This is a genomic window from Gordonia otitidis NBRC 100426 (assembly GCF_000248075.1).
Classification (GTDB): Bacteria; Actinomycetota; Actinomycetes; order Mycobacteriales; family Mycobacteriaceae; genus Gordonia; species Gordonia otitidis.
Window position 1 is genome coordinate 1 of sequence record NZ_BAFB01000098.1, and the last position, 19,007, is coordinate 19,007.

18 protein-coding genes and 1 riboswitch are annotated in these 19,007 nt (G+C 65.8%); of the genes, 10 read left to right on the top strand and 8 right to left on the bottom strand.

What is annotated here, in order from left to right:
- Together GOOTI_RS09850 and GOOTI_RS09855 are read left to right on the top strand one after the other, a co-directional pair.
- A partial coding sequence (locus GOOTI_RS09850) for an alkaline phosphatase D family protein (RefSeq protein WP_007238438.1) occupies nt 1–871 on the top strand: 871 nt, incomplete at its 5' end.
- Nucleotides 872–927: 56 nt separating this feature from the next.
- On the top strand, nt 928–2,100 hold the full coding sequence (locus GOOTI_RS09855; protein ID WP_039993869.1) for a phosphatase PAP2 family protein: 1,173 nt from the start codon (nt 928–930) through the stop codon (nt 2,098–2,100).
- 97 nt (nt 2,101–2,197) lie between these two features.
- Here the strand turns inward: GOOTI_RS09855 and GOOTI_RS09860 are convergent, their stop codons facing one another.
- Nucleotides 2,198–2,692: a hypothetical protein gene (locus GOOTI_RS09860; protein WP_039993878.1), complete on the bottom strand. Its 495-nt coding sequence runs from the start codon at nt 2,690–2,692 to the stop codon at nt 2,198–2,200.
- Nucleotides 2,693–2,769: 77 nt separating this feature from the next.
- Entirely contained in the window at nt 2,770–4,110 is a 1,341-nt protein-coding gene (locus GOOTI_RS09865) for an aminotransferase class V-fold PLP-dependent enzyme (protein ID WP_007238441.1), read from the bottom strand.
- A gap of 16 nt (nt 4,111–4,126) precedes the next feature.
- Nucleotides 4,127–4,240, bottom strand: a riboswitch (SAM riboswitch).
- A 174-nt stretch (nt 4,241–4,414) separates the two neighbouring features.
- Between GOOTI_RS09865 and GOOTI_RS09870 the strand changes: the two genes are divergently transcribed.
- Nucleotides 4,415–5,509 carry an isochorismate synthase gene (locus GOOTI_RS09870; RefSeq protein WP_007238442.1) on the top strand — a complete coding sequence of 365 codons (1,095 nt, stop codon included), beginning with the start codon at nt 4,415–4,417 and terminating at the stop codon, nt 5,507–5,509.
- A gap of 410 nt (nt 5,510–5,919) precedes the next feature.
- On the opposite strand, the gene GOOTI_RS09875 is transcribed toward GOOTI_RS09870, so the two are convergent.
- The 4 genes from GOOTI_RS09875 to GOOTI_RS09890 form a co-directional block, all read right to left on the bottom strand.
- Nucleotides 5,920–7,230: an aspartate aminotransferase family protein gene (locus GOOTI_RS09875; protein WP_007238443.1), complete on the bottom strand. Its 1,311-nt coding sequence runs from the start codon at nt 7,228–7,230 to the stop codon at nt 5,920–5,922.
- Nucleotides 7,231–7,309: 79 nt separating this feature from the next.
- Complete coding sequence (locus GOOTI_RS09880; protein ID WP_007238444.1) at nt 7,310–8,509, bottom strand: O-succinylhomoserine sulfhydrylase; 1,200 nt, start codon at nt 8,507–8,509, stop codon at nt 7,310–7,312.
- The gene (locus tag GOOTI_RS09885) at nt 8,506–8,919 is read right to left on the bottom strand and encodes a rhodanese-like domain-containing protein (RefSeq protein ID WP_039993870.1); all 414 of its coding nucleotides are present in this window, start codon (nt 8,917–8,919) and stop codon (nt 8,506–8,508) included. The genes GOOTI_RS09880 and GOOTI_RS09885 overlap by 4 nt, the downstream gene beginning before the upstream one ends.
- A gap of 134 nt (nt 8,920–9,053) precedes the next feature.
- Nucleotides 9,054–9,920: a LysR family transcriptional regulator gene (locus GOOTI_RS09890; RefSeq protein WP_007238446.1), complete on the bottom strand. Its 867-nt coding sequence runs from the start codon at nt 9,918–9,920 to the stop codon at nt 9,054–9,056.
- A gap of 142 nt (nt 9,921–10,062) precedes the next feature.
- Between GOOTI_RS09890 and GOOTI_RS09895 the strand changes: the two genes are divergently transcribed.
- Together GOOTI_RS09895 and GOOTI_RS09900 are read left to right on the top strand one after the other, a co-directional pair.
- Nucleotides 10,063–10,977 carry a PQQ-dependent sugar dehydrogenase family protein gene (locus GOOTI_RS09895; RefSeq protein WP_007238447.1) on the top strand — a complete coding sequence of 305 codons (915 nt, stop codon included), beginning with the start codon at nt 10,063–10,065 and terminating at the stop codon, nt 10,975–10,977.
- Between the two features lie 49 nt (nt 10,978–11,026).
- A complete protein-coding gene (locus tag GOOTI_RS09900) occupies nt 11,027–11,893 on the top strand; it encodes a 3-hydroxyacyl-CoA dehydrogenase family protein (protein ID WP_007238448.1) in 867 nt (288 codons plus the stop codon).
- A gap of 22 nt (nt 11,894–11,915) precedes the next feature.
- On the opposite strand, the gene GOOTI_RS09905 is transcribed toward GOOTI_RS09900, so the two are convergent.
- Complete coding sequence (locus GOOTI_RS09905) at nt 11,916–12,410, bottom strand: Rv0361 family membrane protein (RefSeq protein ID WP_007238449.1); 495 nt, start codon at nt 12,408–12,410, stop codon at nt 11,916–11,918.
- Between the two features lie 180 nt (nt 12,411–12,590).
- Between GOOTI_RS09905 and GOOTI_RS09910 the strand changes: the two genes are divergently transcribed.
- The gene (locus GOOTI_RS09910) at nt 12,591–13,580 is read left to right on the top strand and encodes an ABC transporter substrate-binding protein (protein ID WP_007238450.1); all 990 of its coding nucleotides are present in this window, start codon (nt 12,591–12,593) and stop codon (nt 13,578–13,580) included.
- 136 nt (nt 13,581–13,716) lie between these two features.
- The gene (locus GOOTI_RS09915) at nt 13,717–15,108 is read left to right on the top strand and encodes an FAD-dependent oxidoreductase (protein ID WP_007238451.1); all 1,392 of its coding nucleotides are present in this window, start codon (nt 13,717–13,719) and stop codon (nt 15,106–15,108) included.
- 93 nt (nt 15,109–15,201) lie between these two features.
- On the opposite strand, the gene GOOTI_RS09920 is transcribed toward GOOTI_RS09915, so the two are convergent.
- Nucleotides 15,202–15,750 carry a hypothetical protein gene (locus tag GOOTI_RS09920; protein ID WP_007238452.1) on the bottom strand — a complete coding sequence of 183 codons (549 nt, stop codon included), beginning with the start codon at nt 15,748–15,750 and terminating at the stop codon, nt 15,202–15,204.
- A 244-nt stretch (nt 15,751–15,994) separates the two neighbouring features.
- Between GOOTI_RS09920 and GOOTI_RS09925 the strand changes: the two genes are divergently transcribed.
- The 3 genes from GOOTI_RS09925 to GOOTI_RS09935 are packed head-to-tail and all read left to right on the top strand — an operon-like array spanning nt 15,995 to nt 19,001.
- Complete coding sequence (locus GOOTI_RS09925; RefSeq protein ID WP_007238453.1) at nt 15,995–17,029, top strand: FecCD family ABC transporter permease; 1,035 nt, start codon at nt 15,995–15,997, stop codon at nt 17,027–17,029.
- Nucleotides 17,026–18,162, top strand: a complete 1,137-nt coding sequence (locus tag GOOTI_RS09930; protein WP_007238454.1) for a FecCD family ABC transporter permease — start codon at nt 17,026–17,028, stop codon at nt 18,160–18,162. The genes GOOTI_RS09925 and GOOTI_RS09930 overlap by 4 nt, the downstream gene beginning before the upstream one ends.
- Nucleotides 18,159–19,001, top strand: a complete 843-nt coding sequence (locus GOOTI_RS09935) for an ABC transporter ATP-binding protein (protein ID WP_007238455.1) — start codon at nt 18,159–18,161, stop codon at nt 18,999–19,001. The genes GOOTI_RS09930 and GOOTI_RS09935 overlap by 4 nt, the downstream gene beginning before the upstream one ends.
- Nucleotides 19,002–19,007: the final 6 nt, after the last annotated feature.

Genomic DNA, 19,007 nt, shown 5'->3' on the forward strand with positions numbered 1-19,007 from the left:
TCCGCGAACGCAGGGAAGCTGGACCGCACGCAAGCACGCGTCGACGCAGGCGTACTTCGAGTGGATGCCGGTGCGGCCCACGTCCCTGGCCGGCGGGCAGCACCTCTACCGGCGGTTCCGGTTCGGCACATTGACCGAACTGATCATCCCCGACCTGCGTTCCTATCGCGACAAGCAGTCGTCGGCGCGCGTCGACGATCCGACGCAGAGCATCACCGGCGCCGAGCAGTACACGTGGCTGGAGACGTCGGTCACGACGTCGTCGACCCGTTGGCAGGTGATCGGAAGCGAGGTGATGATGGTGCCCCTGACGATCCCCGAGTCGACCGACCCCCGGCTGGCCGACTGGCTGCACGAGAAGATCGGACTGCCGCAGGACGGCATTCCGGTCAACAACGACCAGTGGGACGGGTACGCCGCAGAGCGTCGAAAACTGTTGTCCGCGATCGACGCGGCCGGGAAGAAGAACGTCGTACTGGTCGCGGGCGACATCCACAGCTCGTGGGCGAGTGAGTTGCCGCTCAACGTCTCTCACTACGGGTCTGATCGTTCGGGACGTACCGTCGCGTGCGAGTTCACCGTCCCCAGCATCACGGCCGCGAGCCCGCACGACACCATCGCGGTCAACCGCGCGCTCGAGGCGCCGACGACCGCGTTGCTGTCCGCGGGCCGCGAGGCGATCAGACTGACGAATCCCTGGATCAAGGACGTCGAGTTGACCTCCCACGGCTTCGGCGTGATGACCGTGACCGCCGCGCGCGCGGAGATGGAGTGGTTCTACGTCGACGACGTCCTCGACCCGCGCTCGGCAACTCGGCGGGCATTCGGCTGGCACACCCGCGCGGGCGACCCGAAACTTCGGCGCACGTAGGCGATGTCACCGAACCCCCTCACCCACCTCGGACACGGATCGACAGGAGCAGCACGATGAGATTCACGCGCACCCTCACCCGCGGGGTCATCGCCACGACGACGGCTCTGTGCGCGGCGTTCGCTGTTCCTGCCGCAGCGCATGCCGCGCCGCCCAAGCCGACGCCCACGCCGTTTCCCGTCGGGGCGCTGGCCACCGTCTACCAGTCGGATGTGCACGGCGACGACGTGCTCTACTGGCCGGTGATCTCCAGCTTCACCGATATCCGCGCGAAGCATCCCGCGACGATGTCGGAGAATCTCGCGAAGGCGATCGCGATCAACAATGCCGCGCAACACGATCCGCAGTTGCAGAAGCGAGCACTCGACGATGCGTATGCGATCGACGGGCTGTCGCAGACGCAGCTCTACGCCATGACCGACGCCTTCGGAACCGAACTCGGTGCCGACATGCGCCAAGCACTCACCGAGAAGCGGCTTCCGAAGGTGACCGCATTGGTCGACTCACTCGCCGCCCGTGGTCAGGGCGTCGCGTCGTCGACTCTGGTGGAGAAGGAGATCTCCGACAATCCGCGGCCCTACGTGGTGGCACCGAACCGGATCAAGGTCTACAACCTGCCCGGCAAGACCGACAAGGACGTCCTGTCGACCGGGTCGTCGTTCCCGTCAGGCCATACCGCGTCGGCGATGATCCGCACCGGGCTGCTCGCCCTGATGGTGCCCGAGTTCGCTCCGCAACTCCTCGCCCGCGGCAGCGAGGCCGGTTACCACCGCGTCGTTCTCGGCGTGCACTATCCGCTCGACGTGATCGGCGGCCGCATGGTCGCCGACGCCGCGGTGGCCGACAGATACGCCGATCCCCGCTTCCGTCCGCTCATCCTGGCCGCGGGACAGGAACTGCGGTCGGAGCTCGAATGGCGTTGTGGCGCAGCGCTATCTGTCTGCATCGCCCGTGACACGCCCTATCGCAGCACCGCAGGTGCGGTCAGCGACTACCGGCAACGGATGAGCTACGGCCTGAGCCGGATCGGCTCCGCTGAGGCACCATTCGTCGCACCGCCGACCGCCGTCGCCCTGGTGCAGCGGGTACACCCGGGCATGACGAGCGCGCAGGCAACCGACCTGCTGCGCCGCGGCGCGTACCCGGCGGGGTATCCGCTCGACGATCAACGTGCGGGCGCGCAGTCGTGGCAGCGACTGGACCTCGCCAGCGCTTATGCAGCCCGCTGACGGTATGCCTGCTGACGGTACGGCCGTCGACGGTACGGGTCCGCAGCGAGCCCGGACCGCGGAGTCACGCCTGCCCGGCGGACCTGTCGTGTCGGGTTCACGCAGCGCGACGAGACTGCAGCTGCGGCAGCACCTCTGCGCGCACGCGATGCTCGGTGGCCGAGCCGTCGATCGGCACGATGAGCACGGCGTCGGCGACCTCGGCGGCGTAGATGTCGCGGATGAGGGTCACCAGCCCGTGTGGTGTTCCGACGTAGCGCACCGTTTCCGACGCTCCGCCCGGAGACGTACCAGTCTGGGCCGCACCGTGTCTCAGGAGGGTGTCGACACCCGTCGGAGTGGTTGACGCGACCGCGGCAGCCGATGCCCGCGCCGAGGCAGGATGGGGTGCGATCGCAACCTCCACCGTGAGAGCGACCGAGAAGTTCGCGGTATCGCGGGTTCCGGCCCGGAGCAACGAGCGAGTGCGTTGTGCTTCGCGCAGTGTCGGCCGCCGCACGACGATCGGCAGTTCCGCCGCGGCGGCGTCGCCGACGATGGCGACACGCAGTGCGGGACGGCCGATGGTGATCAGGCCGGTGTCGGCGGCCAGCAGTTCGCCCGCCCCGACGAGCCGCGCTGCTGACGTTCGCGGCGCCAAAGCGTCTGCTGCAGGACTCGATTCGATGGTCACAGGTGTGCCTTTCGGGTGTCGGGAGTTGCCGTACTGGGACGCACGGAGCCGTCGGACGGTCGGTGATCGCACAGGTGACGCAGCGCGGACACGAGGCGTTCGACGTCGTCGGACGATGAGCCCAGACCGAAGCTGGCGCGCACGGCGCCGTCGGGATGACCGAGCCGGTCGAGAAGCGGATGTGCGCAGAACTTTCCGTCGCGCACCCCGATCCCGTGATGGTCGCTCAGATACTCCGCGACCTCGCGCGGTGTGAACCCGTCGACGGTGAACCCGGCGATACCGACACGCTCGAGACCGTCGTCGAAGACGCGCAGCGGGCTGACGCCCTCGATCTCGGCGAGCCCGGCGTCGAGTTGTGCACACAGGTAGGCCTCGTGCGCACCGATCCACTCGTGTCCGAGTTCGCTGATCGCATCGCACGCGGCCGCGATCGCGACGGCGCCGAGCACGTTGGGCGATCCCGCTTCGTGGCGTGCGGCGCCCGTGTGCCAGGAGACCGAGGCGCAGCCTGAGTCGACGTCGACGTCTGCCGTCGCTCCACCGCCTGCGAGGTAGGGCTGCGCGGCGTCGAGCCAATCGGCACGACCGACGAGCACGCCTGCTCCGAACGGTGCGTAGAGCTTGTGCCCCGAGAAGACGAGGTAGTCGATGCCGTGGCTCACCAACGACACCGGTCGATGCGCAACCAGCTGCGCGGCGTCGACCAGGATGCGGGCGCCGTGGCGGTGGGCGACCGAGGCGAGCCGTGAGATCGGCAGCACCTCTCCGGTCACGTTCGACGCCCCGGTGACCGCGAGCAACGCTGCGGGTTTGCTCGCGAGTTCGCGTTCGACGGCGGCGAGGGTCTCGTCGATGGTTGGCGTCACCTCGACGATGCGTGTCCACTTGTCCTTGCGTTCGATCCACGGCAGGAGGTTGGCGTGGTGCTCGATGTCGAGGACGACGACGTCACCGGGTGTGACGTGCGCGGCGAGGTTGATCGCGTCGGTGGTGTTGCGGGTGAACACGACGGTGTCGTCGGCGCGGCCCCGGACGAAGCGTCGAACCGTCTCACGGCATTCTTCGTAGCGCCGCGTCGTGACCTGAGACAGGTGACCGGCACCGCGGTGGACGCTGGCATAGGTGCTCAACGCGTCTGCGACGGCGTCGGCGACCGCGGTGAGAGCGGGGGCGCTGGCCGCGTAGTCGAAGTTGGCGTAGCGCACCGTGGTGCCGTCGGCGAGCGGGGCGCATTCGGCTGCGCCGACGACCGGCGCCAGCGGAGCGATCTTTGGGGTCTCGACGGCGTCCACCTGCGACGAGCGGGGGTATGAACGGGTGACGACAGCAGTCATCGAATGATCTCCTTGGAATCCACGCTTGCCGTACCCACCTCGGGTACGGCCAGGTCGTCACCCGGAGCACCCCACCGCGGAGGAGGGTTGCCGACCAGCTAGCCGGGGCTTGTCGCTGGCACTCATGACCTGTTCCAAGAATCACCGATTCGACGCTGACCTGTCAACTTTCGCTCAACGTGCACAAAACGCAGCTGCCGGCACCGAAGTGCGGCGGGATCGGCCTCGCCGGTGAACCCGTCTGTGTGCCGGCGCACTCCGGATCGTCGCACTCGGCCTTCAGCGCACCAGGTAGCGTGACTCCATGTCCCCATCGGAGGTGTTCGTCCTTTCCCGGCCACACGGCACCGTTCGGGCGCGTGGCGCCTCGGAGGGATTCACCGATGCCACCCAAGCCGCCGAAGCACTGCGCTCCGGACGAATCGGTGCCATCACCGGCGCGCTGCCCTTCGACCCCGCGGACGACGCCGCACTCCTCGTACCCGAGACCATCCGACACAGCGGCGACCCGCTGACGGGACGTGCGGCCGAACGCAACGTCGCCGCTGGCGTCACTCTCGTCCCCGACGCGGCCACCCACCGCGACCGCGTGGCACGGGCCGTCGACGAGATCGAATCGGGCGCCCTGTCGAAGGTCGTACTCGCACGCGCCGTCGAGTTCGATCTCTCGAATCCTGTTGATCCACAACGACTTCTCGGCGCGCTGGCATACGGCAACGCAGAGCACTCGGCGTTTCTCGTCGACCTGAGCGTCGACGAACAGACCGATCCGCGCGCGCGATGGCTTCTGGGAGCGAGCCCCGAGGTGTTGCTGCGCAAGCAGGGTTTGGAGGTCGTGTGTCGTCCCTATGCCGGGTCGGCCGCGCGGTCATCCGATCCTGACGTCGACCGTGCTGCGGGACAGGCACTTCTGGCATCGACGAAGGACCGCTCCGAGCACGCCTTCGTCGTCGACCATCTGCGCGACGCGCTCGATCCCCTCTGCCGAGAGCTACACGTCCCCGACGAGCCGGCGCTCGTCTCGACGGGCGAGATGTGGCATCTCGCAACACCGATCCGGGGGGTTCTCGCCGACCCCACGATCACGTCACTCGACCTCGCACTGCTGTTGAGTCCTACGCCCGCGGTGTGTGGAACTCCGGGACACGCTGCCGCAGAGTTCATCTCGACGCGCGAGGAGCCGCGGGGCTTCTACGCGGGCGCCGTCGGCTGGTCGGGGTCCGCCGGTGACGGCGAGTGGATGGTGACGATCCGGTCGCTCGAACTATCCGAGGATCTGCGCCACGTACTCACCTGGGCAGGCGGCGGCATCGTCGCGGGCTCGGAACCGCAGGCCGAGCTCGACGAGACGTCGGCGAAGCTCGCGACGGTGCTGCGGGCGCTCGGCGTCGAGGTGTAGGAGCTGTCCCGGTGTTGGCTGCGAGGGTTGCTGCGCTGCGGGGGATTCTGTGCGCTGCCGCCGCGCAGAAAGTAGGGGGAGGATTCCTTCCCTGGGTTCTGCACCCTTTCGCGGGAAACTTCTAGGGGAAGCACAAAACTAGGGGAAGGACCGTTTCCCCTACTTTCTGCGCGCCAGCTGAGCCCTACTTTCGCGCTCGGGCTGCACTCTTCCCCGATATTCTGCGCCCGGGCTGCACGCTTCCCCTACTTTCTGCGCCTCCGCTGCATTCTTCCCCTACTTTCTGCGCCTCCGCTGCATTCTTCCCCGGGTTCTGCACCCTTCCCCGCGAAACTTCTAGCGGAAGCGCACAAAACCAGCGGAAAGACCCTTTCCCCTACTTTCTGCGCGCCCGCCGCAGAGCTGCTCCCCTAGACCGACGCCGCCAGCGACTCCGTCAGGATGTCCAGCCCTCGATGCAGCTCGTCGTCGCTGATGGTCAGCGGCGGAGCGATGCGGAAGATGCCGCCCATGCCGGGAAGCTGAACGATGTTCATGTGCAGTCCTCGCTCGAGGCACGCCGCCGTGACCTCTGCGCCCAGGGCATCCGCCGGGGTGCGGGACGCCTTGTCGGTCACCAGTTCCAGCCCCTGCAGCAGTCCACGCCCGCGCACGTCGCCGACGACCTCGAAGTCGTCGCGAAGCCCGATGAGCCGCTCGCGCAACACATCTCCGAGCTTGGCAGCACGATCGACGAGCCCGTCGCGTTCGATCACATCGAGCACGGTGAGCGCGACGGTCGCCGCGAGCGGGTCCGATGCGTGGGTGGTGTAGAACAGGAAACCCCGCTCGGCACACAGGTCCTCGATCTCCGAGCTCGTCACCACGGCCGCCACCGGCAGGCCCGCCCCCAGCGTCTTCGACAGCGTGAGGATGTCCGGAGCAACACCGTCACGCTCGAATGCGTACATCGTGCCGGTCCGGCCCAGCCCGGTCTGCGCCTCGTCGAGAATCATCAGCATGCCGCGGTCGTCGCACATCTGCCGCAGGCGCGCGAGGTACCCTTCGGGAAGCTCGATGATGCCACCCGACGACAGGATCGGTTCGACGATGCACGCCGCCAGTGAGCCGTTCGACTGTGTGTCCACGGCCGCAAACCCGTAGTCGAGCTCGGCCTGCCAGTCATAGGACCCGTCGGCATGACGGAACGGCGACCGATACGCATTCGGCGTGGGGAGTGTGAAGTTGCCCGGCATCGTCGGACCGTAGCCGCGTCGACCGGCCGAGAACGTCGCTGCCGCCGCGCCCGACGTCATCCCGTGCCAGGAGCGGTCGAAGGACACGATCTCGTAGCGGCCGGTGGCGAGCTTGGCCATCTTGATCGCGGCCTCGTTGGACTCGGCGCCCGTGGTCAGCAGTGCGGTGCGCGTCAGGTTGTCGGGGAGGGTCGCAGAAAGCCGCGCCGCGAAGTCGACGACTGGCCTGCTGAGCATTCCGCTGAACAGGTGGTCAAGCGTGGCAACCGAACTCGACACCGCCCCCACGATCGCCGGATGCGAATGGCCGAGCACGGCACTCATCTGACCCGACGTGAAGTCGAGGATCGCGTTGCCGTCGGAGTCGTAGACGTAGGACCCGGCGGCACGCTCGATGATGCGCGGACTGAACGACGGGATGTAGCGGATCAGATGATCGTGGGCGGTATCCCAGAAGGCGTCGTCGGATAAAGCACTGCCGGTCATGGTCGGTCCTCGCGAGCTGGGTGGTCGTGCTGTGTCGTTCAACTATGCCCGGTAACCCGACCCCGTGCGATCGCTGCGTTCAGCCCAGCGCCTGATCCAGATCGCCGAGCAGGTCGTCGACGCCCTCGAGTCCTACCGACAGCCGTACCACCGCATCGCTGAGGCCGATTGCAGCCCGGCCCTCCGGCCCCATCGCACGATGTGTGGTGGTGGCGGGATGGGTGATGAGCGATTTGGAGTCGCCCAGGTTGTTCGAGATGTCGATGACCTGCAACGCGTTGAGCACCTCGAACGCCCGCTTCTTGCCGTCGACGCCGTCGTGATCGTTGAGTTCGAATGTCACGACGGTGCCACCGCCCGACATCTGCTTGGTCGCGAGGTCGTACTGCGGATGCGATGTGATGAACGGGTATTTGGTCCACCGCACGCGTGGGTCGGCCTCGAGGAATTCGGCGATGCGCAACGCCGATGCCACCGACGCGTCGACGCGCAGGCGCATGGTCTCGAGCCCCTTGAGCAGGGTCCACGCGTTGAACGGACTCAACGCGGGACCGGTGTGCCGCATCAGGGTCTGCACCGGACCGTCGACGAACTCCTTGGTACCCAACACCGCACCGCCCATCACGCGGCCCTGGCCGTCGATGTGCTTGGTACCCGAGTAGACGATCACGTCGGCGCCGAGATCGAATCCGCGTTGCAGTAGTGGTGTGGCGAAGACGTTGTCCAGCACCACCTTTGCGCCCGCAGCGTGAGCGAGCTCTGACACCTTCGCGACGTCGACGAGCGTCTGCATCGGATTCGACGGGGTCTCGAAGAACACGGCGTCAGCCGGTGTCGACAGCGCCTGTTCCCACTGATCGAGGTCCTCGCCGTCGACGAAAACCGTTTCGACGCCCCAGCGCGGCAGGATTTCGTTGCACACCACAAAGCACGAGCCGAACAGACTGCGTGCGGCGACTAACCGATCGCCCGCCTTCAGCAACGCTCCGAGCGCCACGAACACCGCGGCCATTCCGCTCGCCGTCGCAAAACAGGCCTCGGCTCCGTCGAGTAGTCGCAGTCGCTCCTCAAACATCGCGGTCGTCGGATTTCCATAGCGCGAGTAGACGAATCGCTCGTCTTCGCCCGTGAATGCGCGTTCGGCGGCCTCCGCGGAGTCGTAGACATAGCCGCTGGTGAGGTACAGCGCCTCGGAGGTCTCGAAGAACCCGGACCTGGCCAGGCCGCCGCGCACGGCGAGGGTGTCGAAGGAAACGCCTTCCGGCAGTTCGTGACTCACGACTGCCTCCACGGGAGGTTCGACGCACGCCAGCCCGCACGGCCACGGTGGTCGTTCTCGTCGAGGGCACCCTCGAATCCGTCGAGCACGTTGTACGCCTTGGTGATTCCAGCAGCCGTCGCAGCCTCTGCAGCGCCGATCGAGCGATGACCGGAGCGGCACAGGAAGATCACTTCGTTGTCGTCCCGGATACCCGCATCGCGCAGCTCAGCGATGAATGCCTGGTTGGGGGTGCCGTCGGGGAAGGTGTTCCACTCGACGAAGACGGTCTTCTTCTCGATGACCTCGAGGTCGGGGACACCGACGAAGGCCCACTCCGCTGTGGTGCGGCAGTCGACCAGAACCGTGTTGGGGTCGGTCTCCAGCCTCTCCCAGGCCTGCTGGGGAGTCAGATCGCCTGCATAGGTCATGCCCTGCACACCTTCCGCTGTCCTTTGTCGCCTGTCCCGAACGCACTGCTTGCCGGGAGTTTCGTCGCCTAGCAATGTACTCGCGCGCCGGTCGTGGCGTGATTTCGACCCGAGCCCGCCACGACCCGCTCCACTCAAGCGTCCACCGCAAGTGCCGCGACGACGGCGTCGAGATCGTTGCCGTCGGCACGCCTGATTGCCCACGTGTCCATGCGCATCGCGAGATCGGAGATGGGAAGAAGCGTGAACTCGCTGCGATCGATAGCGCGCATCGATTCCGTTTCCTCCGGAACCAACGTGAATCGGTCACCGCCGCGGAGCATCAATGCCATTCCGGTGATGGTCGAGTAGCGGTGCGAGGTGTCGATGAGCACACCGAGATCGCGCAGGAGCCGTGTGTACGGTCCGTACCGCAGGTCCCAGTGCCTCGGCCCGGACACCAGGGTCATTCCCCGCAGGTCAGCGGTCGTGATTGCGTCGATGGCCGCAAATCTCGACGCGTCGACGACGGCCACCACTCTCGACGTCGTGAGCAGCGTGCCCACGAGGTCGGGATGGTGTTCGGGAAGATGTGAGATCGCGAGATCGATCTCACCGCCGAGGAGTTGCTCAGGCATCTCTAGCGACGGCATCTGCGAGATGATCACACGATGCGTCTCGTCGACCTGATCGGCAACCGCCGAGATACGTCGACGCTGTGCATGCGTGAGCTCGTCCGGAACGGCAAGACGCAAGTCCGTGCGCTGGGTCGCGCGTACCGCGGACGGTAGTGCGTCGAGATCTGCGACGACCCGCTCGGCAAGCGGAATCAATGCCCGGCCCGCATCGGTGAGCGCGGTGTGATGTGTCGATCTGTCGAAGAGGCGGACGTCGAGCTCGGACTCCAGCGCCTTGATCCGTTTGCTCAGCGGGGGCGCGGACATGTGAAGTGATTCCGCAGCCCTGGTGAAGTTGAGCTCACGTGCCACAGCGAGGAAGTACCGCAGGTGCATGACATCCATAGAAATATCCAACGCTCCAAATCGAACTCGGTATTTCCGTTCGGGCAACACCGCAGAGTCCGAACTGGTCGTTCCCTTCCGGTCACACCACTCCTAGCGTGGAGGTAGATCAGCTCTGTTCGCCAGCGCATCGAGAGGCATCATGTTCGAGCACCTATACGTTCTGGATGGCCGCAACCACTCCATCCTGCGGGTCGATCCCCGACATGGAGTCGTCGAGACCGTGACCGATCAGACCGGCTACATGCCGGACGGGATCGTCACCACGCCCGACCGCATCTACTGGACGACCATGGGCAAGCCCACCCGCACCCTGGCGACAGCCGACGCCTCGTCCGACGCCGCCTGGGATTTCAGCACTCCGAACGGCTCGGTGCGCACGTGCGCCCTCGACGGTTCCGGACAAACCCAAGTGGTTCCCGACGGCACCATCACCACCGGCAAACAGCTCACCGCCGACGTCGACGCCGGCCTGCTGTACTTCTGCGACCGCGAGGGCACGACCGTCTATCGCGTGGCCACCGACGGCACCGGTCTCACCCCGCTGGTCCACAACACACGCGACGACACCTGGACGCAGGAATGCGTCGGTGTCGCGAGTGACCCTGTCAACGGGTTCATCTACTGGACACAGAAGGGCCCGAGCAAGGGTGGACTCGGGAGGATCTTGCGTGCAGGCCTCGACCTCCCTGAGGGTGAAACTGCCTCCACCCGAACGGATATCGAAGTGCTGTGGGATGGCCTGCCGGAGCCGATCGACCTTCACCTCGATCCCGACACGAACACCGTCTTCTGGACCGATCGCGGGGAAGCGCCCTCGGGCAACACGCTCAACCGGGCAGCGATACCCGGAAAGGGTCATTCGGGCGCCGCCCCGAAGATTCTCGCCGGTGGCTTCGACGAGGCGATCGGCCTTGCCGTCGACACCGACGCCGCGTTGGTCTACGTCAGCGACCTCGGCGGCTCGATCCGAACGGTCGAGATCGATGGCGACCACACAGTACGCGAGATCGTTCATCTGCCCGACTCGACTTTCACGGGTATCGCAGGTCTCTGAGTACGACCTACATAAACCACCACAACATCTCTCGAAAGAAGTACACGCGATGAGCGAATACGCGAAGTCCCTCGACGACATCGACGCACGGCCGGTGGCCGTCGTCGGGGCGGGCACCCTCGGGCGTCGAATCGCCCTCATGTTCTCCACGCGAGGCGGCGAGGTACGGATCTTCGACCAGAACCCTGAGCAACGCAACGCGGCTGTCCAGTACGTCGATGACACCATCGACGAAACGCTGAAGATCATCGGCAAAGGCGTTGCAGGAAAAGTGATCCCGGCATCGACGCTCGCTGATGCGGTTTCCGGCGCGTGGCTGGTCGTCGAGGCCGTTCCCGAGCGCCTCGACATCAAGATCCCGCTATGGGGCGAGATCGACACAGCTGCAGACGACGACGCGATCTTCGCGACCAACTCGTCGTCGTATGCGTCGTCGACGATGACCGAGAACGTGCGCAACCCGGAACGTATGTGCAACATGCACTTCTACATGCCCCCGACGTCGAACGCCGTCGACCTCATGTCCGACGGCGACACTGCCCGCGACGTCCTCGACTCTCTGCTCACCGTGCTGCCCGAGTTCGGTATACATCCGTTCGAAGCACACAGGGAGAGCACGGGATTCATCTTCAATCGCATCTGGGCCGCAATCAAGCGGGAGTCGCTCGAGGTCGTCGCAGAGGGTGTGTCGACGCCACACGACATCGATGAGATGTTCAAGATCAACTGGCACTTGCCAACCGGCCCGTTCGCAATGATGGACGGCGTGGGCCTCGACGTGGTACTCGACATCGAGAATCATTACGCCGCCGAGAATCCGAACCTGCCGACCGGCCCGCGTGAACTTCTCCAGCGCTACGTCGACGACGGCAAGCTCGGCCGCAAGACCGGCGAGGGTTTCTACAGCTACGAGTGACTTCTACACCACGAGTGAACCGTCAGCTCGTGCAGAGCTTCCACGTCCCGTCGTCCTTCACCACGACGACGCTCGTGGTCTGTTCGTCGTCCGGCGTCTTGTCGAAGTGCCAGTGCACCCGCGCCGTCGCGCGCTCGCCATTGACGGTCACGTCGGTGATCTCCGGGATGACGATGCGGCCCTTCGATTCGACCGATGTGCGGTTCTGACGCACGAATTCGGCCTCGGAGATGAACGACGGCGACGACGTGTCTGCAGCGCACGTCGATTCCTTGTACTTGCCGTAGTCGACATTGTTGCGCGCGGTGTAGTTGTCGTTGATCGCGAACTGGACCTGGCCGGAATCACTGGCCCGCTCTTGCGCAGGACGCAACACGTTGGACAGCACCACGCCGAGTATCGCCAGGGCAACGACGACCAACGCGATCCAGAACGGCCACGCGTCTTTCCAGGTGCGTGGGCGCTGCTCGTCCTCGAATTCGTCACCGGCGGCTGACTCACGTGCACCTTTGGCCATGCCCGGGAGTGTAGTGGTCGGTCGTGGTGGCTCTCGTGGCCCCCGATCCGGACATACACGGCAACGAGTCTCGTAAGGTGAGCCTAAGAGAAGGCAGCATCATCGAGAGGATCCCCTGTGCACCACCCACGACACCTCCGCCACGCGCTCGCAGCTCTGGCAATCGTGACGGCGTCGACGATGGTTCTCGTCGGATGCTCGTCGCCCGACGAGAACCAGCCCGCGGCCGGGTCGTCGGTACCCGCTGCAGAACCCGGCGCCCTGCCGGTGACCATCGACCACAAATACGGGTCGACGACCATCTCCACACAACCCGCCCGCGTAGCCGCGATGGGGGTCGGCGACGGCGACACACTCCTCGCACTCGGCATCACGCCGACGACGATCGCCCCGTTCGCCGATCCGACCCAGCGCAGCGCCCCGTGGAACGAAAAGCTCCTCGGTGACGCGAAGCCGGTCATCCTGCCCAACGTGTCCGCCGAGTTCGGTGCGCAGATCGCCAAGGCACTGTCGACCGATCCGCAGCTGGTCACCGCGGTCGGCGCGGCGCCCACCCGCGAGCAGTACGACACGCTCAGCAAGGCGGTGCCGACTATCGTCAGGCCCGCGCAGTACCAGGACTGGCAGGTCCCCTGGGAGGTGCAAACCCTGGAGATCGGCAAGTCCGTCGGGCTACCCGACGCGGCGTCGAAGAAGATCTCGGAGGCCAGACAGCACGTCGAAGCGCTGCGTGCCGAGCATCCCGAGTTGGAGGCGAAGACCGGCGTCGTGGTGACCGGTTCGCCGGACGGCGGCGTCTCGATCTACGGTCCGGGAGACGGTCGCGCGCAGACACTCGCCGACTACGGGCTGAACTTCCCCCAAGCCCTCAAGTCCACGATCACCAACGGCTTCTACGGATCGATCTCAGCCGAGAGACTCGACCTGCTCGACGCCGCCGACGTCGTGGTCGTCGTCGACTGGTCGGGTGCGAACGCGAAGCTGAAGAGCGACGCGACCTGGAACCGTCAGCGCTACGTCACCCAGGGCCGCGCCGTGTACCTCGACCAGCAGGTCGGAAGCGCGATGTCGGTGCCGACCGTGCTCACCGTGCCCTGGGTCGCGGACAAGACGATCGGACCGATCTCGGACGCCGCACGCAAGAGCACGGTGCGCCCTCGCGCCAACTGAGGCAACCCTCACAGATGATTTTGGGTATCGCTGTCCAGCGCCTACCGTAGAGGGGATAAGCGTCGACGCTCCGCCGCACTCCAGCGACATACCTGGCGCGTCGAGACACCCCTGAGTACGAGGTAGACGACACTCTATGACTGATCAGAGCCGCCCGCTGCGGGTCGCCATCGTCGGAGCCGGCCCGGCCGGCATCTACGCCGCCGATGCCTTGATGAAGTCCGACACCGCCAAAGATCGCGGTGTCAGCATCGATCTCTACGAGCGGATGCCTGCTCCGTTCGGCTTGATCCGGTACGGCGTCGCCCCCGACCACCCGCGTATCAAGGGCATCATCACGGCACTGCACAAGGTGCTCGACAAGCCGCAGGTGCGACTGCTCGGCAACATCGACTACGGCACCGACATCACCCTCGACGAACTCAAGGCGCACTACGACGCCGTGATCTTCTCGACCGGCGCCACCGACGACCGCGCACTCGACATCCCCGGCATCGACCTCGACCGCAGCTACGGCGCGGCACAGTTCGTCGCCTGGTACGACGGCCACCCCGACTTCCCGCGCGAATGGCCGCTCGATCAGGAGAAGGTCGCCGTCATCGGTGTCGGCAACGTCGCACTCGACGTCGCCCGGGTGCTCGCCAAGACCGGCGACGAACTGCTTCCCACCGAGATCCCGGCCAATGTCTACGAGGGCCTCAAGTCGAACAAGGCCGTTGAGGTCCACGTGTTCGGTCGCCGCGGACCCGCGCAGGCCAAGTTCACACCGCTTGAGCTCAAGGAGCTCGATCACTCGCCGAACATCGAGGTCGTCGTCAGCCCCGAGGACATCGACTACGACGAGGGTTCGGCCGTCGCACGGCGCGGTAGCAAGATCACCGACCAGGTCGCCACGATCATCGAGAACTACGCGATGCGCGAGCCCAAGCAGGGCGCGATCCACAAGCTCTTCCTGCACTTCTTCGAAAGCCCGATCGAGATCCTCGGCGAGAACGGTGAGGTCGTCGGGTTGCGCACCGAGCGCACACAGCTCGACGGCACCGGCAACGTCAAACCCACCGGCAAGCACACCGACTGGGACGTCACCGCGGTCTACCGTGCCGTCGGTTATCTCTCGGACAACCTGCCCGAGATCCCGTTCGACTCGCAGGCGGGCGTCATCCCCAACGAGGCCGGCCGCATCTTCGACGACGGCACCCATCTCACCGGTCTGTACACCACCGGTTGGGTCAAGCGCGGCCCCGTCGGCCTCATCGGCCACACCAAGGGCGACGCCAACGAGACCGTCGAGTGCATCATCGAGGACATGGGCAACGACGCGCTGCTCGATCCGGCCAACCCGTCGGAGGACGCGGTCATCGAGCTGCTCGAGTCCAAGAGCATCCCGTTCACCACCTGGGACGGCTGGTACCGGCTCGATGAGCACGAGCGTGCCCTCGGCGCCGCTGAGGGCCGCGAACGCGTCAAGGTCGTCGAGCGCGAGGACATGATCGCCGCTTCCGAGCCACACAAGGTTCAGAAGGCCTGACTCCGCCTGGAACGAACAACAGAGAACGCCGACCGGGATTCCGGTCGGCGTTCTCTGTGTGAGAGGAAACCGATCGCCAGGCGATCGGGTCGATCAGTTCTGTGCAGCCTTGACCGCTGCGGCGGGCGGAGCCTGGTCGCCGACCTTGGCCTGCGACGGGTCGACCTTCTGCGTGTTCGGCGCCTGCTTGCGGTCACCTTCGAACTGCTTGAGATTCCACCAGAAGCCCGCGTTGTTGAAGATGTTCTCCACCTGTGCGCCGATGGTGTAGCCGGAGATCGACGACGGGAAGCAGCCTCGCCAGGTGGTTTCGAACGCCATGTAGAACTGGCCCGGCTTCAGTACGCCCGGATGCTTCTTGTCGACGGTCGCGAGCTTGGTGGCACCACCGGGTTCGGTGACATTCACGTTGGTCATGGTCGCGCCACCGATGTTCTTCACGCCCATCCAGCGGTGCATGCGCCAGCCGGGGAGGTTATCCCAGGTGGGGCCCCAGCCCTTGAAGTAGCAGTTGACGCCGCCGACGAGCGCGAGGTCTCCCGGACCTGCAGCGTGGGCGGGTGTTGCTGCGGCTACCGACCCCGCAGCGATACCGCTGGCGGCGGCGACCGCGGCGATAGCGCGCTTCACAGACTTCTTCATGTCGTATGACCTTCCTGATTCACGTGTCGTCGTGCGTTGATCGACCTGCAAACTGCCGATATGCACCGGGGGATACCACTGCGGACGTTCACCCCCCGACGGTTCGTCCCGTCTGAACATACTTATCGGAAACTCACAGAAAGTTGTTACCCCACTGAAAGATCTTGCCCGTTCGGCAATCTCCTCGTGACTTCGGCCCCGGGCATCCGGGAGCGCACAATCAGCTCAGGTAAGGTTGCCCTTCGTGCGTCGTTTCTCCGGTTTGTTGGTGATCGTTGCGGTCCTCGCCGCCGCGGTCATCGCGTCGGTGATCGTCGGCACTCGCACGATCCCACCTGCGCAAACGTGGGATGCCTTCACCTCGGGCGTCGGTCAGATCTGGAGCGCGATCATCCATCTCCGCGCACCCGAGGTCACCAAGCCCGACGACACCGCGGGCATCATCTGGGATCTTCGTATCCCGCGAACCGTGTTGGGTCTGCTCTGTGGTCTGGCGATAGGTGCCGCAGGCGCCATCACTCAGGGTCACACCCGCAACCCCATCGCCGACCCCGGCATGCTCGGCGTCAACGCGGGAGCAGCGTGCGCGGTTGTGTGTGGCGTCTACGTGCTCGGAATCTCCTCCCCCATGGCGTTCATGGGTTTCGGCCTGCTCGGCGCGATCATCGCGTCGTGCGCGGTCTTCGGTGTCTCCGCGCTGACCGGCACCGGTCCCGTGACCCTGATCCTCGCGGGGACGGGCCTGTCCGCGATGCTCACGGCGATCACGTCGGCCGTCGTCCTCTCCGACACCGCATCCCTCGACGCCTGGCGCTTCTGGAGCGTCGGATCGACGTCTGGCCGGAGCATCGAGATCTTCTGGGCTGCGCTCCCATTCGTCGCCGTCGGGCTGGTCCTCGCCCTGGCGAGCGGATTCTTCCTCAACATCCTGAGCCTCGGCGACGAGATGACGACGGCGCTCGGATCGCGGGTGCTGGTGATCCGCGCCGTCGGAATCGCCGCCATCACCCTGCTGGTCGGAGCGGCAACGGCCGCCTGCGGACCGATCGTCTTCCTCGGCCTGGTCGTACCTCATATCGCGCGTGCGTTCACCGGACCCGACTACCGCTGGATCATCCCCTACTCCGCACTGATCGGCGCCACCCTCATGCTGGTCTGTGATGTCATCGGCCGCGTGATCGCACGGCCGGGTGAGGTCCAGGTCGGTGTCGTTCTCGCGATGGTGGGCGCGCCGTTCCTGATCGCCATGGTCCGCAGACAGAAGCTGACGAACGTATGACTACCCGACCCGGAACCACCGAACGCGAGACCGCACCCGTGTCCACCGATGACACCGGATCGACGACGCCCGACCGTCGCCGCCGCATCGTCCGAATCGGGCCGTCGTCGTGGGTCATCCGTCCGCGTATGGTGGCCGTCACCCTCCTGGGCCTCGCGCTCACCCTGTTGCTGTTCCTGCTCAGCGTCGGCGTCAGCGACTACCCGCTGTCACCTCTCGACGTGGCGCGCATCCTGCTCGGCGGGGGCACCCGCATCGAGAACGTCGTCGTACTCTCCGACGCTCTTCCGCGCGCGCTGGTCTCCGTTCTCGTCGGCTTCGCACTGGGTGCGGCTGGTGCGCTGAGTCAGTTGATCGCACGCAATCCCCTTGCCACACCGGATATCCTCGGCATCACGGCAGGTTCGAGCGCGGCGGCCGTCGCTGCCATCGCGTTCGGGAACGGTTGGGGTTCATGGCTCGCCGACATCGGCGTCCCCGCGGCAGCACTTCTCGGTGGTGTCGTCACCGCGATCGTCATGTACGTGCTCGCGTGGCCGGGACGCAAGGCCAATCACGGCATCAATCCGTTGCGACTCGTTCTCATCGGCGTCGGCGTGACGTGGTTGCTGCAGGCGCTCACGTCCTTCCTCCTCACCCGGGCCGACATCAAAGATGTTGCCCGGGCACAGGTCTGGCTCGTCGGATCGGTCTCCCAGTCGACCTGGTCGAGTGTGTGGCCCGTCGCGATCGCAGTCGTCGTGGGTGTCGTCGTGATCGTGATGATGTCCCGACAGATCGACGCTCTCTCACTCGGGCAGGACATGGCGCGTGGCCTCGGCGTACGCACCACGGGAGTGTCGACCACCGTCCTGCTCGTCGCCGTGGGGCTGACGGCACTCGCCGTCTCGGCTGCCGGGCCCATCGCATTCATCGCCCTGCTCGCACCACAGATCGGTCTGCGCCTTGCCCGGACGCCGGTTCCGACACCGCTGCTCGCAGGCGTGATCGGGGCGGTCCTCGTCCTCGCCGGCGATCTGCTGTGCCGCACGCTACTTCCCGACGGTCTGCCCGTCGGCATCGTCACCGCGGCGGTCGGCGGTCCGTTCCTCATCTACCTCATGGTCTCGATGTCACGGAAGGCGACAGTATGAGCAGACTCGTCGGCCAAGGACTGACCGTCGGATACGACGACCGCATCGTCATCGAGGGACTCGACATCGAGATCCCAGACGCGGCAGTCACCACCATCATCGGACCCAACGGCTGCGGCAAATCGACGCTGTTGCGCTCGATGTCACGACTGCTGCGGCCACACGAGGGCGTGGTGCTTCTCGATGGCGCCGATATCAACCACACGAAGCCAAAAGAGGTCGCACGCAAGCTGGGCATCCTTCCCCAGAATCCTGTTGCGCCGGAAGGTCTCACCGTGGCCGACCTCGTCGGCCGAGGCCGCTTTCCGCACCAGAAGTGGTATCAGCAGGCGTCGCCCGAGGACGAGGCGGCCGTGGCGTCGGCGCTGGAGATGACAGCCACCACTGAACTGGCCGACAGGCAGATCGACGAGCTGTCCGGAGGCCAGAGACAGCGCGTGTGGATCGCGATGACCCTGGCTCAGGGCACCGATCTACTACTGCTCGACGAACCGACCACCTACCTCGACCTCACGCACTCGGTCGACGTGCTCGATCTCGTGTACTCGCTGCGCACCGAGCACGGCAAGACCATCGTGATGGTGCTCCATGATCTCAATCTCGCTGCGCGGTACAGCGATTCGTTGTTCGTCATGACATCGGGTCGGATTGTCGCGCAGGGCGACCCGCACGAGGTCATCACCGAGCAACTCCTCGAGGAAGCGTTCGGACTCACCGCACGGGTGATCGAGGACCCGGTGTACGGCGATCCGTTGATCGTGCCGATCGGTACGCGAAGCGCGCGCAGGGACGTCGTGACATCGGTGGGCGACCACACCATCGGCGTGGAAGCGGACTGATCCGCA

What these genes read in the sequence shown, in the direction of transcription:
- GOOTI_RS09855 (WP_039993869.1), top strand. Translation starts at nt 928, where the DNA reads ATGAGATTCACGCGCACCCTCACCCGCGGGGTCATCGCCACGACGACG.
- GOOTI_RS09865 (WP_007238441.1), bottom strand. Translation starts at nt 4,110, where the DNA reads ATGACTGCTGTCGTCACCCGTTCATACCCCCGCTCGTCGCAGGTGGAC.
- GOOTI_RS09870 (WP_007238442.1), top strand. Translation starts at nt 4,415, where the DNA reads ATGTCCCCATCGGAGGTGTTCGTCCTTTCCCGGCCACACGGCACCGTT.
- GOOTI_RS09875 (WP_007238443.1), bottom strand. Translation starts at nt 7,230, where the DNA reads ATGACCGGCAGTGCTTTATCCGACGACGCCTTCTGGGATACCGCCCAC.
- GOOTI_RS09885 (WP_039993870.1), bottom strand. Translation starts at nt 8,919, where the DNA reads ATGACCTATGCAGGCGATCTGACTCCCCAGCAGGCCTGGGAGAGGCTG.
- GOOTI_RS09890 (WP_007238446.1), bottom strand. Translation starts at nt 9,920, where the DNA reads ATGGATGTCATGCACCTGCGGTACTTCCTCGCTGTGGCACGTGAGCTC.
- GOOTI_RS09895 (WP_007238447.1), top strand. Translation starts at nt 10,063, where the DNA reads ATGTTCGAGCACCTATACGTTCTGGATGGCCGCAACCACTCCATCCTG.
- GOOTI_RS09900 (WP_007238448.1), top strand. Translation starts at nt 11,027, where the DNA reads ATGAGCGAATACGCGAAGTCCCTCGACGACATCGACGCACGGCCGGTG.
- GOOTI_RS09905 (WP_007238449.1), bottom strand. Translation starts at nt 12,410, where the DNA reads ATGGCCAAAGGTGCACGTGAGTCAGCCGCCGGTGACGAATTCGAGGAC.
- GOOTI_RS09910 (WP_007238450.1), top strand. Translation starts at nt 12,591, where the DNA reads ATGGTTCTCGTCGGATGCTCGTCGCCCGACGAGAACCAGCCCGCGGCC.
- GOOTI_RS09915 (WP_007238451.1), top strand. Translation starts at nt 13,717, where the DNA reads ATGACTGATCAGAGCCGCCCGCTGCGGGTCGCCATCGTCGGAGCCGGC.
- GOOTI_RS09920 (WP_007238452.1), bottom strand. Translation starts at nt 15,750, where the DNA reads ATGAAGAAGTCTGTGAAGCGCGCTATCGCCGCGGTCGCCGCCGCCAGC.
- GOOTI_RS09930 (WP_007238454.1), top strand. Translation starts at nt 17,026, where the DNA reads ATGACTACCCGACCCGGAACCACCGAACGCGAGACCGCACCCGTGTCC.
- GOOTI_RS09935 (WP_007238455.1), top strand. Translation starts at nt 18,159, where the DNA reads ATGAGCAGACTCGTCGGCCAAGGACTGACCGTCGGATACGACGACCGC.